The organism is uncultured Pseudoflavonifractor sp. (assembly GCF_944387275.1).
GTDB classification, from domain to species: domain Bacteria; phylum Bacillota; class Clostridia; order Oscillospirales; family Oscillospiraceae; genus Pseudoflavonifractor; species Pseudoflavonifractor intestinihominis.
This window is the reverse complement of record NZ_CALXEG010000059.1, coordinates 1-13,554: the sequence shown is the minus strand read 5'-3', so window position 1 is coordinate 13,554 and position 13,554 is coordinate 1. Positions and strand designations below refer to the sequence as shown.

General features: G+C 64.0%; 13 protein-coding genes and 1 tRNA gene. 12 read left to right on the top strand and 2 right to left on the bottom strand.

The features are described from left to right. Both Q0K23_RS12015 and rpoD read left to right on the top strand, forming a co-directional pair. On the top strand, positions 1–953 hold a 953-nt coding region (locus tag Q0K23_RS12015), incomplete at its 5' end, for a toprim domain-containing protein (protein ID WP_294522581.1). A gap of 37 nt (positions 954–990) precedes the next feature. Further along, complete coding sequence (gene rpoD, locus Q0K23_RS12010) at positions 991–2,316, top strand: RNA polymerase sigma factor RpoD (protein ID WP_349230928.1); 1,326 nt, start codon at positions 991–993, stop codon at positions 2,314–2,316. Positions 2,317–2,513: 197 nt separating this feature from the next. Here rpoD and Q0K23_RS12005 read toward each other — a convergent pair whose 3' ends face one another. After that, positions 2,514–3,407, bottom strand: coding sequence for a DMT family transporter (locus Q0K23_RS12005; RefSeq protein ID WP_294522579.1), 894 nt, complete (start codon positions 3,405–3,407; stop codon positions 2,514–2,516). Positions 3,408–3,453: 46 nt separating this feature from the next. After that, positions 3,454–4,338: a glycosyltransferase family 2 protein gene (locus tag Q0K23_RS12000; RefSeq protein ID WP_294522576.1), complete on the bottom strand. Its 885-nt coding sequence runs from the start codon at positions 4,336–4,338 to the stop codon at positions 3,454–3,456. Positions 4,339–4,472: 134 nt separating this feature from the next. Between Q0K23_RS12000 and Q0K23_RS11995 the strand changes: the two genes are divergently transcribed. The 10 genes from Q0K23_RS11995 to Q0K23_RS11950 form a co-directional block, all read left to right on the top strand. Then, positions 4,473–5,054 carry a sugar O-acetyltransferase gene (locus Q0K23_RS11995; RefSeq protein WP_294522573.1) on the top strand — a complete coding sequence of 194 codons (582 nt, stop codon included), beginning with the start codon at positions 4,473–4,475 and terminating at the stop codon, positions 5,052–5,054. 144 nt (positions 5,055–5,198) lie between these two features. Further along, positions 5,199–5,510, top strand: coding sequence for a helix-turn-helix transcriptional regulator (locus tag Q0K23_RS11990; RefSeq protein ID WP_294522570.1), 312 nt, complete (start codon positions 5,199–5,201; stop codon positions 5,508–5,510). Then, positions 5,500–6,366: an NAD(P)/FAD-dependent oxidoreductase gene (locus Q0K23_RS11985; protein ID WP_294522567.1), complete on the top strand. Its 867-nt coding sequence runs from the start codon at positions 5,500–5,502 to the stop codon at positions 6,364–6,366. The genes Q0K23_RS11990 and Q0K23_RS11985 overlap by 11 nt, the downstream gene beginning before the upstream one ends. A gap of 59 nt (positions 6,367–6,425) precedes the next feature. Further along, positions 6,426–6,743, top strand: a complete 318-nt coding sequence (gene trxA / locus Q0K23_RS11980) for a thioredoxin (protein WP_294522564.1) — start codon at positions 6,426–6,428, stop codon at positions 6,741–6,743. Positions 6,744–6,884: 141 nt separating this feature from the next. Further along, positions 6,885–6,970: transfer RNA gene (locus Q0K23_RS11975), tRNA-Leu, on the top strand. A gap of 358 nt (positions 6,971–7,328) precedes the next feature. Then, positions 7,329–8,966, top strand: a complete 1,638-nt coding sequence (locus Q0K23_RS11970; RefSeq protein WP_294522561.1) for a class I adenylate-forming enzyme family protein — start codon at positions 7,329–7,331, stop codon at positions 8,964–8,966. A gap of 66 nt (positions 8,967–9,032) precedes the next feature. Then, on the top strand, positions 9,033–10,604 hold the full coding sequence (locus tag Q0K23_RS11965) for a sodium:solute symporter (protein WP_294522584.1): 1,572 nt from the start codon (positions 9,033–9,035) through the stop codon (positions 10,602–10,604). A 151-nt stretch (positions 10,605–10,755) separates the two neighbouring features. Continuing rightward, the gene (gene iorA, locus Q0K23_RS11960; protein WP_294522558.1) at positions 10,756–12,498 is read left to right on the top strand and encodes an indolepyruvate ferredoxin oxidoreductase subunit alpha; all 1,743 of its coding nucleotides are present in this window, start codon (positions 10,756–10,758) and stop codon (positions 12,496–12,498) included. Positions 12,499–12,502: 4 nt separating this feature from the next. Beyond that, positions 12,503–13,075, top strand: coding sequence for an indolepyruvate oxidoreductase subunit beta (locus tag Q0K23_RS11955; RefSeq protein WP_294522555.1), 573 nt, complete (start codon positions 12,503–12,505; stop codon positions 13,073–13,075). Positions 13,076–13,096: 21 nt separating this feature from the next. Then, positions 13,097–13,554, top strand: a 458-nt coding sequence (locus tag Q0K23_RS11950; protein WP_367179078.1) for a phenylacetate--CoA ligase family protein, incomplete at its 3' end; no start/stop codon positions are given.

The window sequence follows — 13,554 nt, the reverse complement described above, 5'->3', positions numbered from 1 at the left end:
GCACCGCCCTCACCGAGGAGCACGCCCGCATCCTGGCCCGGTACACCAAGGAGCTGGTGCTCTGCTACGACAACGACCCGGCGGGCAAAAAATCCACCGACCGGGTGCTGGGCATCCTGAAGAACGCGGATCTGAACGTGCGGGTGCTCCAGCTGCCCAACGCCTACGACAGCGAGGGCAAGCCACTCAAGCAGGACCCGGACGACTTTGTCAAGCGCTTCGGCCCGGCGGCCTTTGAGAAGTGCCTCAACGGCAGCGCCGGACAGAACGACTACCGGCTGGAGTCCCTGCTCCAGAAGCACAGCCTGGCCGACGAGGAGGGGCGCATGGCCTTTCTCCGGGAGGCGGTGGAGACGGTGGCCTCCCTGCAGAGCCCCATCGAGCGGGAGATCTACGGCAACAAGGCCGCCGCCGCCGGGGGCATCTCAGCCGCCGCCTTCGCCCAGGAGGTGGAGCGGTACCGGAAGAACCGGGCCTGGCAGGCCAAAAAGAAGCAGGCCCGGAAGGACCTGACCCCTGCGGCCCAACTCCAGCCCAAAGAGCGGGAGCTGCGGTATGACAACATCCGCTCCGCCCGGGCGGAGGAGGGCGTACTCCGGCTGATGCTGCTGGAGCCCGGACTGTTCCAGAGCGCGGGAACTCTGGAGCCGGAGCAGTTCTCCTCGCCGCTGCTGGGCCGGGTGTACGGCATGCTGCGTACCCGCTGGCAGGAGGGAAGGAGCACCCAGCTGCCCGCCCTGACCGGGGAATTGACCGCCGATGAGATGAGCCATCTGGTACACGTACTGGACCAGCCCGAATCCCTGGCCCACAGTCAGAAGGCCCTGGCGGATTACATAGAGATCATCGCCACCGAGTACGCCAAGCGGGCAGGCGGGGGCCAGGAAGACCCCCTCATGGCCGCCCGGGAAAAATTCCGGGAGAAAAAGGCGTACAACGGACAGAATACCTGAGACACAGAAAGAAAAAGCATATGGAGGATGACCGCACATGAGCGAGAAAAAGAAGACCGACGCCAAGGGCGCTGCGGCGGAAGCCAAGTCCACTATCACCGGCGTGGAGAAGATAGAGCAGGTCAAGAACGAGATCATGAAGATCGTGGAGGGCGTCCAGGGTTCGGAGAAGCTGACCGAGCTTGTGGAGCGGGCCAAGAAAAAGGGCAGCCTCACCGCCGGCGAGCTGATGGACGTGCTGGAGAACATGGATCTGGAGTCCGAGCAGATGGACAAGATCTATGACGTGCTGGAGAACCAGGGCATTGAGACCGTCAGCGAGGACTATCTCCCCGAGCTGGACGCCGACATCGTGCCCCCCATGGAGGAGCTGGAGGAGATCCCGGAGGAGGAGATCGTGGACCCCAACACCCTGGTGGACTCCTTCGGCATCGACGACCCGGTGCGCATGTACCTGAAGGAGATCGGCAAGGTCAACCTGCTCAGCCCCGACGAGGAGGTCCAGCTGGCCCAGGATATGGGCGCCGGAGACGCGGCCAAGGCCCGTCTGGCCGAGATCGAGGCCGCGGAGAAGAAGGGCGAGCCCATCGTCCTCACCCCCGAGGAGGAGAAGGCCCTGAAGAAGGACGTGAAGCGGGGCGAGGCGGCCAAGCAGCGCCTGGCTGAGGCCAACCTCCGCCTGGTGGTGTCCATCGCCAAGCGGTACGTGGGCCGGGGCATGCTGTTCCTGGACCTGATCCAGGAGGGCAACCTGGGCCTGATCAAGGCCGTGGAGAAGTTCGACTACACCAAGGGCTACAAGTTCTCCACCTATGCCACCTGGTGGATCCGCCAGGCCATCACCCGGGCCATCGCCGACCAGGCCCGCACCATCCGTATCCCCGTCCACATGGTGGAGACCATCAACAAGGTCATCCGGGTCTCCCGCCAGCTGCTCCAGGAGCTGGGCCACGACCCCAGCCCCGAGGAGATCGCCGAGGAGATGAACATGCCCGTGGACAAGGTGCGGGAGATCCTGAAGATCGCCCAGGAGCCCGTCAGCCTGGAGACCCCCATCGGCGAGGAGGAGGACTCCCACCTGGGGGACTTCATCCCCGACGAGGACGCCTCCGAGCCCTCCGAGGCCGCCAGCTTTACCCTGCTCAAGGAGCAGCTGGTGGACGTGCTGGGCACCCTGACCCCCAGGGAGGAGAAGGTGCTCAAGCTGCGCTTCGGCATTGAGGACGGCCGTACCCGCACTCTGGAAGAGGTGGGCAAGGAGTTCAACGTGACCCGTGAGCGTATCCGCCAGATCGAGGCCAAGGCCCTCAGAAAGCTGCGCCACCCGTCCAGAAGCAAGAAGCTGAAGGACTTTCTGAACTAAACAGGAACTGGAGCCTTCCCAGCTGCTGGACGCAGCTTTCCGGGGCCCCGCGGGAGCCCAGCGGAGCGAGAGAGCTTTCGGCTTTAGCCGGAAGCGAAGGATGCGCAGTCCGCGACAGCGACGCTGAAGGACTTCCTGAACTGAACATGAAAAGCCCCGGCGCACGCAGTGCGCCGGGGCTTTTTTATGCGGGGGCATCAGGCGCCCGCCTGTCTGAGCTTGGTGAGGAACAGTCCGCCGATGATGAGCACCGCGCCCAGCAGTGCGATCCAGGTGATGGGGTCCCCCAGCAGGGCGGCGGCCACGGCCATGGTGACCAGAGGCTCCAGGTAGATGTAGGTGGTGGCCCGTACCGAGCCCAGCTGCTGGATGGCGTAGTTCCACAGCAGGTAGGACACTGTGGAGCCCAGAAGGCCCAGGTAGGCGATGGACCCCAGCACGTCCCACCGGACCAGCACATCCTGATGGACCTGTACGCCCTGGAACAGCAGAATGATGACGGAGAAGAGCAGGGCGTATACGAACATCTTCCGCACCGAGGGGATGAGGGGGTGGCCGAAGGAGCCGATCTTCTTGCTGACAATGGCGTAGAGGCCCCACACCACCGCGTTAAGGAGGGCCAGCACATCTCCCCGGGGGTTGAGCTGGAGCACGGCGCTGCCGTTGTAGACCGTGAGGGCGGAGCCGATGGCGGCCAGCACGCAGCCGAAGTAGAACAGGCCGTGGGGCCGGGGCGTGCGGAGGAGCAGGGGGGCGGCCAGGGCGGTGACGATGGGGGCCAGGGCGCACAGCACCGACACATTGGAGGCGCTGGTGTAGGTCAGGGCCGCGTTCTGGAGGTAGTAGTAGAAGAAGATGCCCAGCAGTCCACCCAGGACGTAATACCCCTCTGTTTTCCAGCCCAGCCAGCCCAGGGGCCGGGGGTGGATGATGGTGGTGGCGATGACGGCGATGGTGATGCGCAGGAACATGAGCACCGTGGGGCTCACCGCCTCCAGGGCCACCTGGGCCGCCACAAAGGCGCCGCCCCAGATGGTGATGGCGCACAGGGCCGCCAGGTGTCCGGAGCCGTTCTGCCTGGTCAGGGACATAGGGCAATACCTCCTGTCAGATGCCGTCCTTCCGGCGGGTGGGGGATCAGTCCTGTTTTTTCTCTCTGTGGTGGGCGGGGGCCTTCTCCTTGGGCGCCAGGGCCAGGGAGCGGCCCAGAGGCCCCACCGATCCGTCGCTGGCAGAGGAGAAGAGGTAGCGGTAGACCTGGGCCTTTTTGTCCTCGTACAGGTCCAGCTGCCGGTAGAACTCCTTGTACTCGCTGAAGGTGAGCCGTTTGGTCTGGATGGTCTTGCGCAGGGTGGTCTGGGTGCTCACCAGACTGCCCTCCCGCTTGCGGTAGTAGTACACCGGCCTGGGCACCGCCGCGATCAGGCGGCAGCAGGCGATGTACTCCAGATTGAACAGAAAGTCCTCACACCAGGCCACATCCACGGGACAGCGGAGGTGGTGGGCCTCCACAATGGCCCGGCGGTAGAGCTTGTTCCACATGACGCCGTAGTAGAAGTTGGCGGGGGCCTTGACCATGTGCTCAGCGTACTCGGTCCGGGTCATGACGCACGCCTCCCGGATGTGCCCACGGACGGCACACCGCTCCCCGGCCACCCGGTAGAAGTGGGCCACCGTCAGGTCGGCGCCGGTGGACTCAGCGGTGTGGAGGAGGATCTCCACCGCGTCGGTGGGCAGCCAGTCGTCCCCGTCCACGAACTGGAGATACCGCCCGGCGGCCTGGGTCATACCCAGGTTCCGGGCCGCCGACGCGCCGGCGTTGGCCTGTTCCAGCAGGCGGAACCGGCTGTCCAGGGCCACATAGGACCGGCAGATGTCCGCGCTGCCGTCGGTGCTGCCGTCGTCCACCAGCAGGACCTCAAAGTCCCGGCAGGTCTGGAACCGGATGCTGGACAGGCACTTCTCCAGGTAGGGCTTTACGTTGTAGACCGGAATGATGATGCTGACTGCGGGACCTTCCATGGGCGCACCTCTCTGAGCTGTTGTTATCGCTACTATTATAGCAGGCCGCCGCTGTTTCGCCAAGAGCGGGGCTTGACAAATACCGGGAAAACGGATATGTTGGACCGGAAAAGACCGGAACGGAGGAGTGGACCATGACAGAGAAGGAGAAGATGCAGAGCGGACAGCTCTACGCGGCGGACAGCGACCCGGAGCTGCTGGCTGACCGCGCCGCCTGCAAGGACAAGTGCTGGGCCTACAACCAGCTGCGGTACACCGACTGGGACAGCCGGAACGCCCTGCTGCGGGAGCTGCTGGGCAGCACGGGGGAGAAGTTCTGCATTGAGCAGCCCTTCTGGTGCGACTACGGCTACGGCATCTCCGTCGGGGAGAACTTCTATATGAACCACGGCTGCGTGATCCTGGACGGCGGCGGGGTGACCTTTGGGGACAACGTGTTCATCGCGCCCCAGTGCGGGTTCCACACCGCCGGGCACCCCATCGACGCGGACGCCCGCAACAGCGGCCTGGAGTACGCCAAGCCCATCAAGGTGGGAAACAATGTGTGGATCGGCGCCGGGGTGACGGTGGTGCCCGGGGTGACCATCGGGGACAATGTGGTCATCGGCGCGGGCAGCCTGGTCAACCGGGACATTCCCTCCGGCGTGGTGGCCGCGGGCAATCCCTGCCGGGTGCTCCGCCCCATCACCGAGGAAGACAAGAAAAAGCCTGTCTGACAGGAAAAAGCAGAGCCGCCGCGCATGATGCGAGGCGGCTCTGCTTATCCTATGGGGCGGGAAAAATTTTTTTCAAAAGCCTATTGACAAATTAGAATATTTGAATATACTAATATTAGAAATAACGAATATGAGGTGAACGACATGACGGACGCAACCGGGCTCTATGAGGAGAAGGCGGCGCTGCTCAAGGCCCTTTCCCATCCGGTACGGCTGCAGATCGTCCGGGGGCTGCTGCGATGCGGCTGCCGCAACGTGGGCTGTATGGAGGCCAATGTGGGCCAATCCCAGTCCTGCATCTCTCAGCATCTTATGCGCCTGAAGGCGGCGGGGATCGTCAAGGCGTCCCGCTCCGGCAACGAGGTCTATTACGAGATCGACGACCGGGCGGGGGTCACGGCCATTATCGCGGCGCTCTTCGGCGACAGGGAGGAGGATTACCGGCATGATGTATGATATCGCGGTCATCGGCGGCGGCCCTGCGGGGCTGTCGGCGGCGGTGCAGGCTAGACAGCGGAACCGGACGGCGGTGGTGGTCAGCGGCGACGACCGGGACGGACCCCTCAGCAAGACCGAGCGGGTGGACAATTACCTGGGCATCCACGGCGTCACCGGCCCGGAGCTGCTGGAGCGGTTCAAGGCTCACGCCGAGGCCATGGGTGTGGCCCGGGTCACCGGCCGGGCGCTGAATATCATGTCTCTCAACGGCACATTCTACATCGGTGTGGGCAGCGAGCTGGTCCAGGCCCGGGCGGTGGTGCTGGCTCCCGGGGTGGTCCGCCGGGCCAAGTTCCCCGGCGAGGCGGAGCACATGGGCGCGGGCGTCAGCTACTGCGCCACCTGCGACGGCATGCTGTACCGGGGCCGGGACGTGGTGGTGGCGGGCCGGTCCGCCGAGGCCCCCGAGGAGGCCGATTATCTCCACGGCCTGGGGTGCCGGGTGACCTATACCGCCCCCGTCAGGCCGGAGGACCTGAACCCTGAGATCCCCTTTGTCAAGGCGGCCAAAATTGAGGTCTGCGGTGAGGGAAAGGTGACGTCGGTGAAGGCGGACGGCCGGGAGATCCCCTGTGAAGGGGTCTTTATCCTCCGGGCCACCGTGGCGCCCACCGACCTGCTCCCCGGCCTGGAGCTGAAGGACGGCTATATCGCCGTGGACCGGGATATGGCCACCAGCGTGCCCGGCGTGTTTGCCGCCGGCGACTGCACCGGGCAGCCGCTTCAGATCGCCAAGGCGGTGGGGGAGGGCCAGGTGGCCGGACACCGGGCGGCCGAGTACCTGGACCGGCTGGACCGGGAGAACAACAAGTAAACAACCAATTCAAATTCAAATAGAGAAATCATTGAGACGAAAGAAAGGAAGTATTGATTATGGCTACCATTCACTTCAACAAGGAAGGCTTCAACAAGGCGATCACCTCCGGCGGCATTACCATGGTGGACTTCTGGGCGTCCTGGTGCGGCCCCTGCCGCATGCTGGCCCCTGTGATCGACGACCTGGCCAACAAGTACGAGGGCAAGGCTGTCATCGGCAAGGTTAACGTGGACGACGAGCAGGCCCTGGCCATGCAGTACGGCGTGATGAGCATCCCCACCGTCATCTTCTTCAAGGACGGCAAGGAGCTGGACCGGAAGGTGGGCGTCATGCCCGCCGAGGCCTACACCGCCATTCTGGACGCCAACATCTGATAACAGCGCCCAACAGGGTGCGGAGAATACCGCTCCGCACCCTGTTTTTATAAAATGAAAAAGATAAAAAATTTGGTTGACAAATCAGGGGACAGCCGCTATAATAAGCAAGTGGCTTCTGATGAATGCCAAACAGAATATGCGGATGTGCTGGAATTGGTAGACTGGCTAGCTTGAGGTGCTAGTGGCCCACGGCCGTACGGGTTCGAGTCCCGTCATCCGCACCACGTCGGAGCAAGCGTTGATCGCTTGCTCCGACGTTTTTTGTCGAGAAGCCCTCAGACCCGGTCTCTGGGCTGAAGGGAAGAGAACAATCGCGGCTTTGACGTTATGCTCAAACGCTTCAGAGAGATGGCGTGTATTCCGTCCGATTCCAGCGGAATACACGCCGTTTTTGCTATTTTATTAAAAAATGACATATCGGGAAGCGGCCAATTTGGGAGGGGGAACAGGAGGCAAGACAGAAAAAGAGTTTAAAACACCCCTCTTGACTTTGCCTCTTTAAAGCGGTAAAATAGCCAAAATGGAAAAAAATCCATGATTCTCCCGCGGCATACAGCCGGGGAGAGAGGGGGCTTCCTGATTATGACAATCACCGATTTTCTGGAACGCAATGCCCGGCTGTACCGGGATGAGACGGCGCTGGTGGAGATCAACCCGTCGGAGGAGCGGGACCGGGCCACCACATGGCGTGAGTACAGCCTGATCGAGCGCAACCGGCCTGATGAGCCCTACCGCCGGGAGATGACCTGGGGCCAGTTTGACAAGAAGGCCAACCGGTTTGCCAACCTGCTGCTGAGCCGGGGGCTGAAGCGGGGGACCAAGGTGGGCATCCTGCTGCTGAACTGCCTGGAGTGGCTGCCCATCTACTTCGGCATCCTGAAGGCGGGGTGTCTGGCGGTGCCGCTGAACTTCCGCTACTCCTCCGACGAGATCCAGTACTGTCTGGACCTGGCGGATGTGGAGGCCCTGGTGTTCGGCCCTGAGTTCATCGGCCGGCTGGAGCCCATTCTCCCCGCCCTGAAGCGGGTGAAGCAGTGGTTCTACGTGGGCAACCACACCCCGGACTTTGCCGAGAGCTACCGGGAGCTGGTGATGTACTGCACCTTTGAGAACCCTCCGGTCCACCTGGAGCTGAGCGACCAGGCGGCCATCTACTTCTCCTCGGGCACCACCGGCTTCCCCAAGGCCATCCTGCACAACCACAAGGCCCTGCTGTCGGCCGCCCTCACCGAGCAGCACCACCACGGGCAGACTCATGAGGATGTGTTCCTGTGCATCCCGCCCCTGTACCACACCGGCGCCAAGATGCACTGGCTGGGCTCCCTGGCCACCGGCGGCAAGGCGGTGCTGCTGCGGGGCGTGTCCCCCCAGTGGATCCTCCGGACGGTGACGGAAGAGAAGTGCACCATCGTCTGGCTGCTGGTGCCCTGGGCCCAGGACATTCTGGACGCCATCGACCGGGGCCAGGTGAACCTGGACGACTATCTGCTGGACCAGTGGCGGCTGATGCACATCGGCGCCCAGCCGGTGCCCCCCAGCCTGATCCACCGGTGGAAGAAGGTCTTCCCCCACCACCTGTACGACACCAATTACGGCCTCTCCGAGTCCATCGGTCCGGGCTGCGTCCACCTGGGGGTGGAGAACATCGACAAGGTGGGCGCCATCGGCAAGCCGGGCTATCTCTGGCAGGCCAAGGTGGTGGACGAGCAGGGCAACGAGGTGCCCCAGGGCCAGGTGGGCGAGCTGATCGTCTGCGGCCCCGGCGTGATGCAGTGCTACTACAAGAACCCGGAGGCCACCGCCGAGGTGCTCAAGGGGGACTGGCTGTATACCGGCGACATGGCCGAGGTGGACCAGGACGGCTTCATCTATCTGGTGGACCGGAAGAAGGACGTGGTCATCTCCGGCGGCGAGAACCTGTACCCGGTGCAGATCGAGGCCTTCCTCCGCCGCTTTGACAAGATCAAGGACGTGGCTGTCATCGGCATGCCGGACGCCCGTCTGGGCGAGATCGCCGCCGCCATCGTGGAGGTAAAGGACGGCATGACCTGCACGGAGGAGGAGATCAACGCCTTCTGCCAGGAGCTGCCCCGGTACAAGCGGCCCCGCAAGATCATCTTTGACAAGATCCCCCGCAACCCCACCGGCAAGATCGAGAAGCCGGTGCTGCGGGAGAAGTACTGCCACGGCCGTCTGGTGGAGGCCCAGATCACCCACTGACCGGCGTCAAAAAGAGAGACTCTGCCCGGCAGTCCGGGCAGCGAGGAGTGTTCCGCCGTGACCGATATGCTGATCAAACTGTCCCTTCTGGTGGTGTTCTTCGCCGTGATGGTGTTCATCGGCCTGTACTGCCGCCGCCACACCACCGATGTCAGCGGCTTTGTGCTGGGGGGGCGGTCGGTGGGCCCCTGGCTCACCGCCTTCGCCTACGGCACCAGCTATTTCTCCGCCGTGGTCTTTGTGGGCTACGCCGGCCAGTTCGGCTGGCGCTTCGGCATCGCCGCCACCTGGGCGGGCCTGGGCAACGCCTTTCTGGGGTCCCTGCTGGCCTGGGTGGTGCTGGGCCGCCGCACCCGCATCATGACCCAGCACCTGGACAGCGCCACCATGCCGGAGTTCTTCGGCCGTCGGTTCGACAGCAGGCGCCTGAAGCTGACCGCGTCGGTGATCATCTTTATCTTCCTCATCCCCTACACCGCCAGCCTGTACAACGGCCTCTCCCGGCTGTTCGCCATGGCCTTCCACATCGACTACGCCGTGTGCGTGGTGGTGATGGCGGTGCTCACCGGGGTGTACGTCATCGCCGGGGGGTACATGGCCACCGCCATCAACGACTTCATCCAGGGCATCATCATGATCTTCGGCATCATCGCGGTGATCGCGGCGGTGCTGAACACCCAGGGGGGCTTTGCCGCCGCCATGGACGGACTGGCCCGGGTGACCGACCCGGCGGTGAGCGACACGCCGGGGGTGTTCGCCTCCTTCTTCGGACCCGACCTGCTCAGCCTGGCGGGGGTGGTGGTGCTCACCAGCCTGGGCACCTGGGGCCTGCCCCAGATGGTGCAGAAGTTCTACGCCATCAAGAGCGAGGACGCCATCACCCAGGGCACGGTTATCTCCACCGCCTTCGCCCTCATCGTGGCGGGGGGCTGCTACTTCCTGGGGGGCTTCGGCCGGCTGTTCTCCACCCCGGAGACGGTGGCTAAGGGCGGCTACGACTCCATCATCCCCGCCATGCTCTCCGGGCTGCCCACCATCCTCATCGCGGTGGTGGTCATCCTGGTGCTCTCCGCCTCCATGTCCACCCTGTCCTCCCTGGTGCTGGCCTCCAGCTCCACCCTCACCCTGGACTTCATCAAGGACAACCTCATCCGGGACATGGACGAGAAGCGGCAGGTCCGCTGGATGCGGGCGCTGGTGGTGGTGTTCATCGCCATCTCCGTGGTGCTGGCCATTGTCCAGTACCGGTCCAACCTGACCTTCATCGCCCAGCTGATGGGCGTGTCCTGGGGCGCTCTGGCGGGCAGCTTCCTGGCCCCCTTCCTGTACGGCCTGTACTGGAAGCGCACCACCAAGGCCGCCTGTGTGTGCTGCTTCCTGTTCTCCACCGTGGTCATGCTGGCCAATATCTTTGTGGGGGACTATTTCCCCGCCGTTCTCCAATCCCCCATCAACGCCGGCGCCTTCTGCATGGTGGCCGGGCTGGTGATCGTGCCGGTGGTCAGCCTGTTCACCCCCGCCCCGGACCCCCAGCGGGTGGAGCAGATCTTCTCCTGCTACCGGCGCACCGTCACCGTGGCGGTCACCGACTCCATCGGCCCCAGAAATGCCCTGGAGAAAGACGGAAAAACACATTGACTTTATCGACGGAAAGTGATAAAGTAAATTTATTCAAAGTTTTGCGAGAGCGGAACCAGGTAGAGGCCGTTTCGCCGGTACTTATCGTCCTCTGCAGGGATGCAGAGGACGTTTTTTATCTTTCAGGCCTCTGAAAAAGGAGAGATGCACCATGAAAACCCTGATGCTCGGCAACGAAGCCGTGGCCCGGGGCCTCTATGAGGCGGGCTGCGCCGTTGTCTCCAGCTATCCCGGCACTCCCAGCACCGAGATCACCGAAGCCATCGCCAAGTACCCCGAGGTCTACGCCGAGTGGGCGCCCAACGAGAAGGTGGCCATGGAGACCGCCTTCGGCGCCTCCCTGGCGGGGAAGCGGTCCTTCTGCGGTATGAAGCACGTGGGCCTCAACGTGGCCGCCGACCCGCTGTTCACCATCGCCTACACCGGCGTCAACGCCGGCATGGTCATCGGCGTGGCGGACGACGCGGGCATGCACTCCTCCCAGAACGAGCAGGACTCCCGCCACTACGCCAAGGCCGCCAAGCTACCCATGCTGGAGCCCGCCGACTCCGCCGAGGGCCTGGCCTTTGCCAAGCTGGCCTATGAGCTCAGCGAGCGGTTCGACACGCCGGTGCTGCTGAAGATGTGCACCCGGGTGTCCCACTCCCAGAGCGTGGTGGAGCCGGGGGAGCGGGTGGAGCCCGCTCCGGTGCCCTACGAGAAGAAGGCGTCCAAGTACATCATGATGCCGGGCAACGCCAAGCAGCGCCACCCTGTGGTGGAGCAGCGCACCAAGGACCTGATCGCCTATGCCGAGACCACCCCCCTCAACCGGATCGAGGAGGGGAGCGACCACAAGATCGGCATCATCACCTCCTCCACCAGCTACCAGTATGTGAAGGAGGTCTGCGGGGACAGGTACCCGGTGCTCAAGCTGGGCATGATCTGGCCCCTGCCCGAGCAGAAGATCAGGGACTTTGCCGCCGCGGTGGACCAGCTTGTGGTGGTGGAGGAGCTGGACGGCTTCATCGAGGAGCACTGCCGGGATCTGGGTCTGGCCGTGACGGGGAAGAAGGACTTCTCTCCCATCGGGGAGCTGAGCCAGAACCTGGTGGCCGAGAAGCTGGGCGTGGTGCCCGACGCGGGCAAGGCCCTGGACGAGAACATCCCGGCCCGTCCTCCGGTGATGTGCGCCGGCTGCCCCCACCGGGGACTGTTCTATGTGCTCCACAAGCTGAAACTCACCGTGATGGGCGACATCGGCTGCTACACCCTGGGCGCCGTGCCCCCGCTGGCGGCCATTGACTCCACCATCTGCATGGGCGCTTCGGTGTCCGGTCTCCACGGCTTCCTGAAGGCCAGCGGGGGAGAGATGGACAACAGGACCGTGGCGGTCATCGGCGACTCCACCTTCATGCACTCGGGCATCACCGGCCTGGTGAACATCGCCTACAACGAGTCCAACGCCACCGTCATCATCCTGGACAACTCCATCACCGGCATGACCGGCCACCAGCAGAACCCCACCACCGGTTTCAACCTGAAGGGGGACCCCTGCACCAAGATCGATCTGGAGTCCCTGTGTAAGGCGGTGGGCATCCGCCGGGTGCGGGTGGTGGACCCCTACGACCTGGGGGAGTGCGAGACGGCTATCAAGGAGGAGCTGGCCGCGCCCGAGGCGTCGGTGGTCATCTCCCGTCGGCCCTGCGCCCTGCTCAAGTACGTCAAGCACAAGCCGCCTCTGACAGTGGATACCGCCAAGTGCGTGGGCTGCAAGGCCTGCATGAAGATCGGCTGCCCCGCCATCTCGGTGCGGGACGGCAAGGCCGGGGTGGACGCCACCCTGTGCGTGGGCTGCGGCGTGTGCCAGCAGCTGTGCAAATTCGACGCGCTCCAGGCGCCCGGGGAGGTGTAAGGTTATGCAGACGAAAAACATTATGATCGTGGGTGTGGGCGGCCAGGGCACCCTGCTGGCCAGCAAGCTGCTGGGCCGCCTGCTGCTGGACCAGGGCTATGACGTGAAGGTGTCCGAGGTCCACGGCATGAGCCAGCGTGGCGGCAGCGTGGTCACCTACGTGCGCTACGGCGACAGGGTCTATTCCCCCGTCATCGACAAGGGGGAGGCCGACTTCATCGTGTCCTTTGAGCTGCTGGAGGCCGCCCGGTGGATGGAGTTCCTCCGGCCCGACGGGCGCATCATCACCAACACCCAGCAGGTCAACCCCATGCCGGTCATCACCGGCGCGGCGGAGTATCCCCAGGACCTGGTGGCCAAGATGACCGCCGCCGGGGCCAAAGTGGACGCCATGGACGCCCTGGCCCTGGCCGAGCAGGCGGGGAGCAGCAAGGCGGTGAACCTGGTGCTCATGGGGCGGCTGAGCCAGTACTTTGACCTTTCAGAGGAGGCCTGGCAGCAGGCCATTACCCGGAGCGTGCCGGAGAAATTCCTGGAGATGAACCGGATGGCCTTCCATCTGGGCAGAAATTCCTGAGGGACGGGGGCGGAGCGTGTAATGGAACGGTATTATCAGAAGGAGATCGAGTGCGCCAGCCGGGAGCAGATCCGCGCCTGGCAGGACGAGCGCCTGGTGAAGCAGGTACACAACGTGTGGGACAACGTGCCCTACTACCGGAAGAAGATGGAGGAGAAGGGGCTGACCCCGGCGGACATCAAGGGCGTGGACGACCTGCACAAGCTGCCCTTTGTCAGCAAGGCCGACCTGCGGGAGGCCTACCCCTACGGCCTGGTGGCCCGGCCTCTGAAGGACTGCGTGCGCATCCAGTCCACCTCGGGCACCACCGGCAAGCGGGTGGTGGCATTCTACACCCAGCACGACATCGACCTGTGGGAGGACTGCTGCGCCCGGGCCATCGTGGCCGCCGGCGGCACCAATGAGGACGTGTGCCAGGTGTCCTACGGCTACGGCCTGTTCACCGGCGGCCCCGGCCTCAACGGCGGCAGCCACAAGGT

Coding starts and splice junctions, on each gene's coding strand:
- rpoD (WP_349230928.1), top strand. CDS start 991: ATGAGCGAGAAAAAGAAGACCGACGCCAAGGGCGCTGCGGCGGAAGCC.
- Q0K23_RS12005 (WP_294522579.1), bottom strand. CDS start 3,407: ATGTCCCTGACCAGGCAGAACGGCTCCGGACACCTGGCGGCCCTGTGC.
- Q0K23_RS12000 (WP_294522576.1), bottom strand. CDS start 4,338: ATGGAAGGTCCCGCAGTCAGCATCATCATTCCGGTCTACAACGTAAAG.
- Q0K23_RS11995 (WP_294522573.1), top strand. CDS start 4,473: ATGACAGAGAAGGAGAAGATGCAGAGCGGACAGCTCTACGCGGCGGAC.
- Q0K23_RS11990 (WP_294522570.1), top strand. CDS start 5,199: ATGACGGACGCAACCGGGCTCTATGAGGAGAAGGCGGCGCTGCTCAAG.
- Q0K23_RS11985 (WP_294522567.1), top strand. CDS start 5,500: ATGATGTATGATATCGCGGTCATCGGCGGCGGCCCTGCGGGGCTGTCG.
- trxA (WP_294522564.1), top strand. CDS start 6,426: ATGGCTACCATTCACTTCAACAAGGAAGGCTTCAACAAGGCGATCACC.
- Q0K23_RS11970 (WP_294522561.1), top strand. CDS start 7,329: ATGACAATCACCGATTTTCTGGAACGCAATGCCCGGCTGTACCGGGAT.
- Q0K23_RS11965 (WP_294522584.1), top strand. CDS start 9,033: ATGCTGATCAAACTGTCCCTTCTGGTGGTGTTCTTCGCCGTGATGGTG.
- iorA (WP_294522558.1), top strand. CDS start 10,756: ATGAAAACCCTGATGCTCGGCAACGAAGCCGTGGCCCGGGGCCTCTAT.
- Q0K23_RS11955 (WP_294522555.1), top strand. CDS start 12,503: ATGCAGACGAAAAACATTATGATCGTGGGTGTGGGCGGCCAGGGCACC.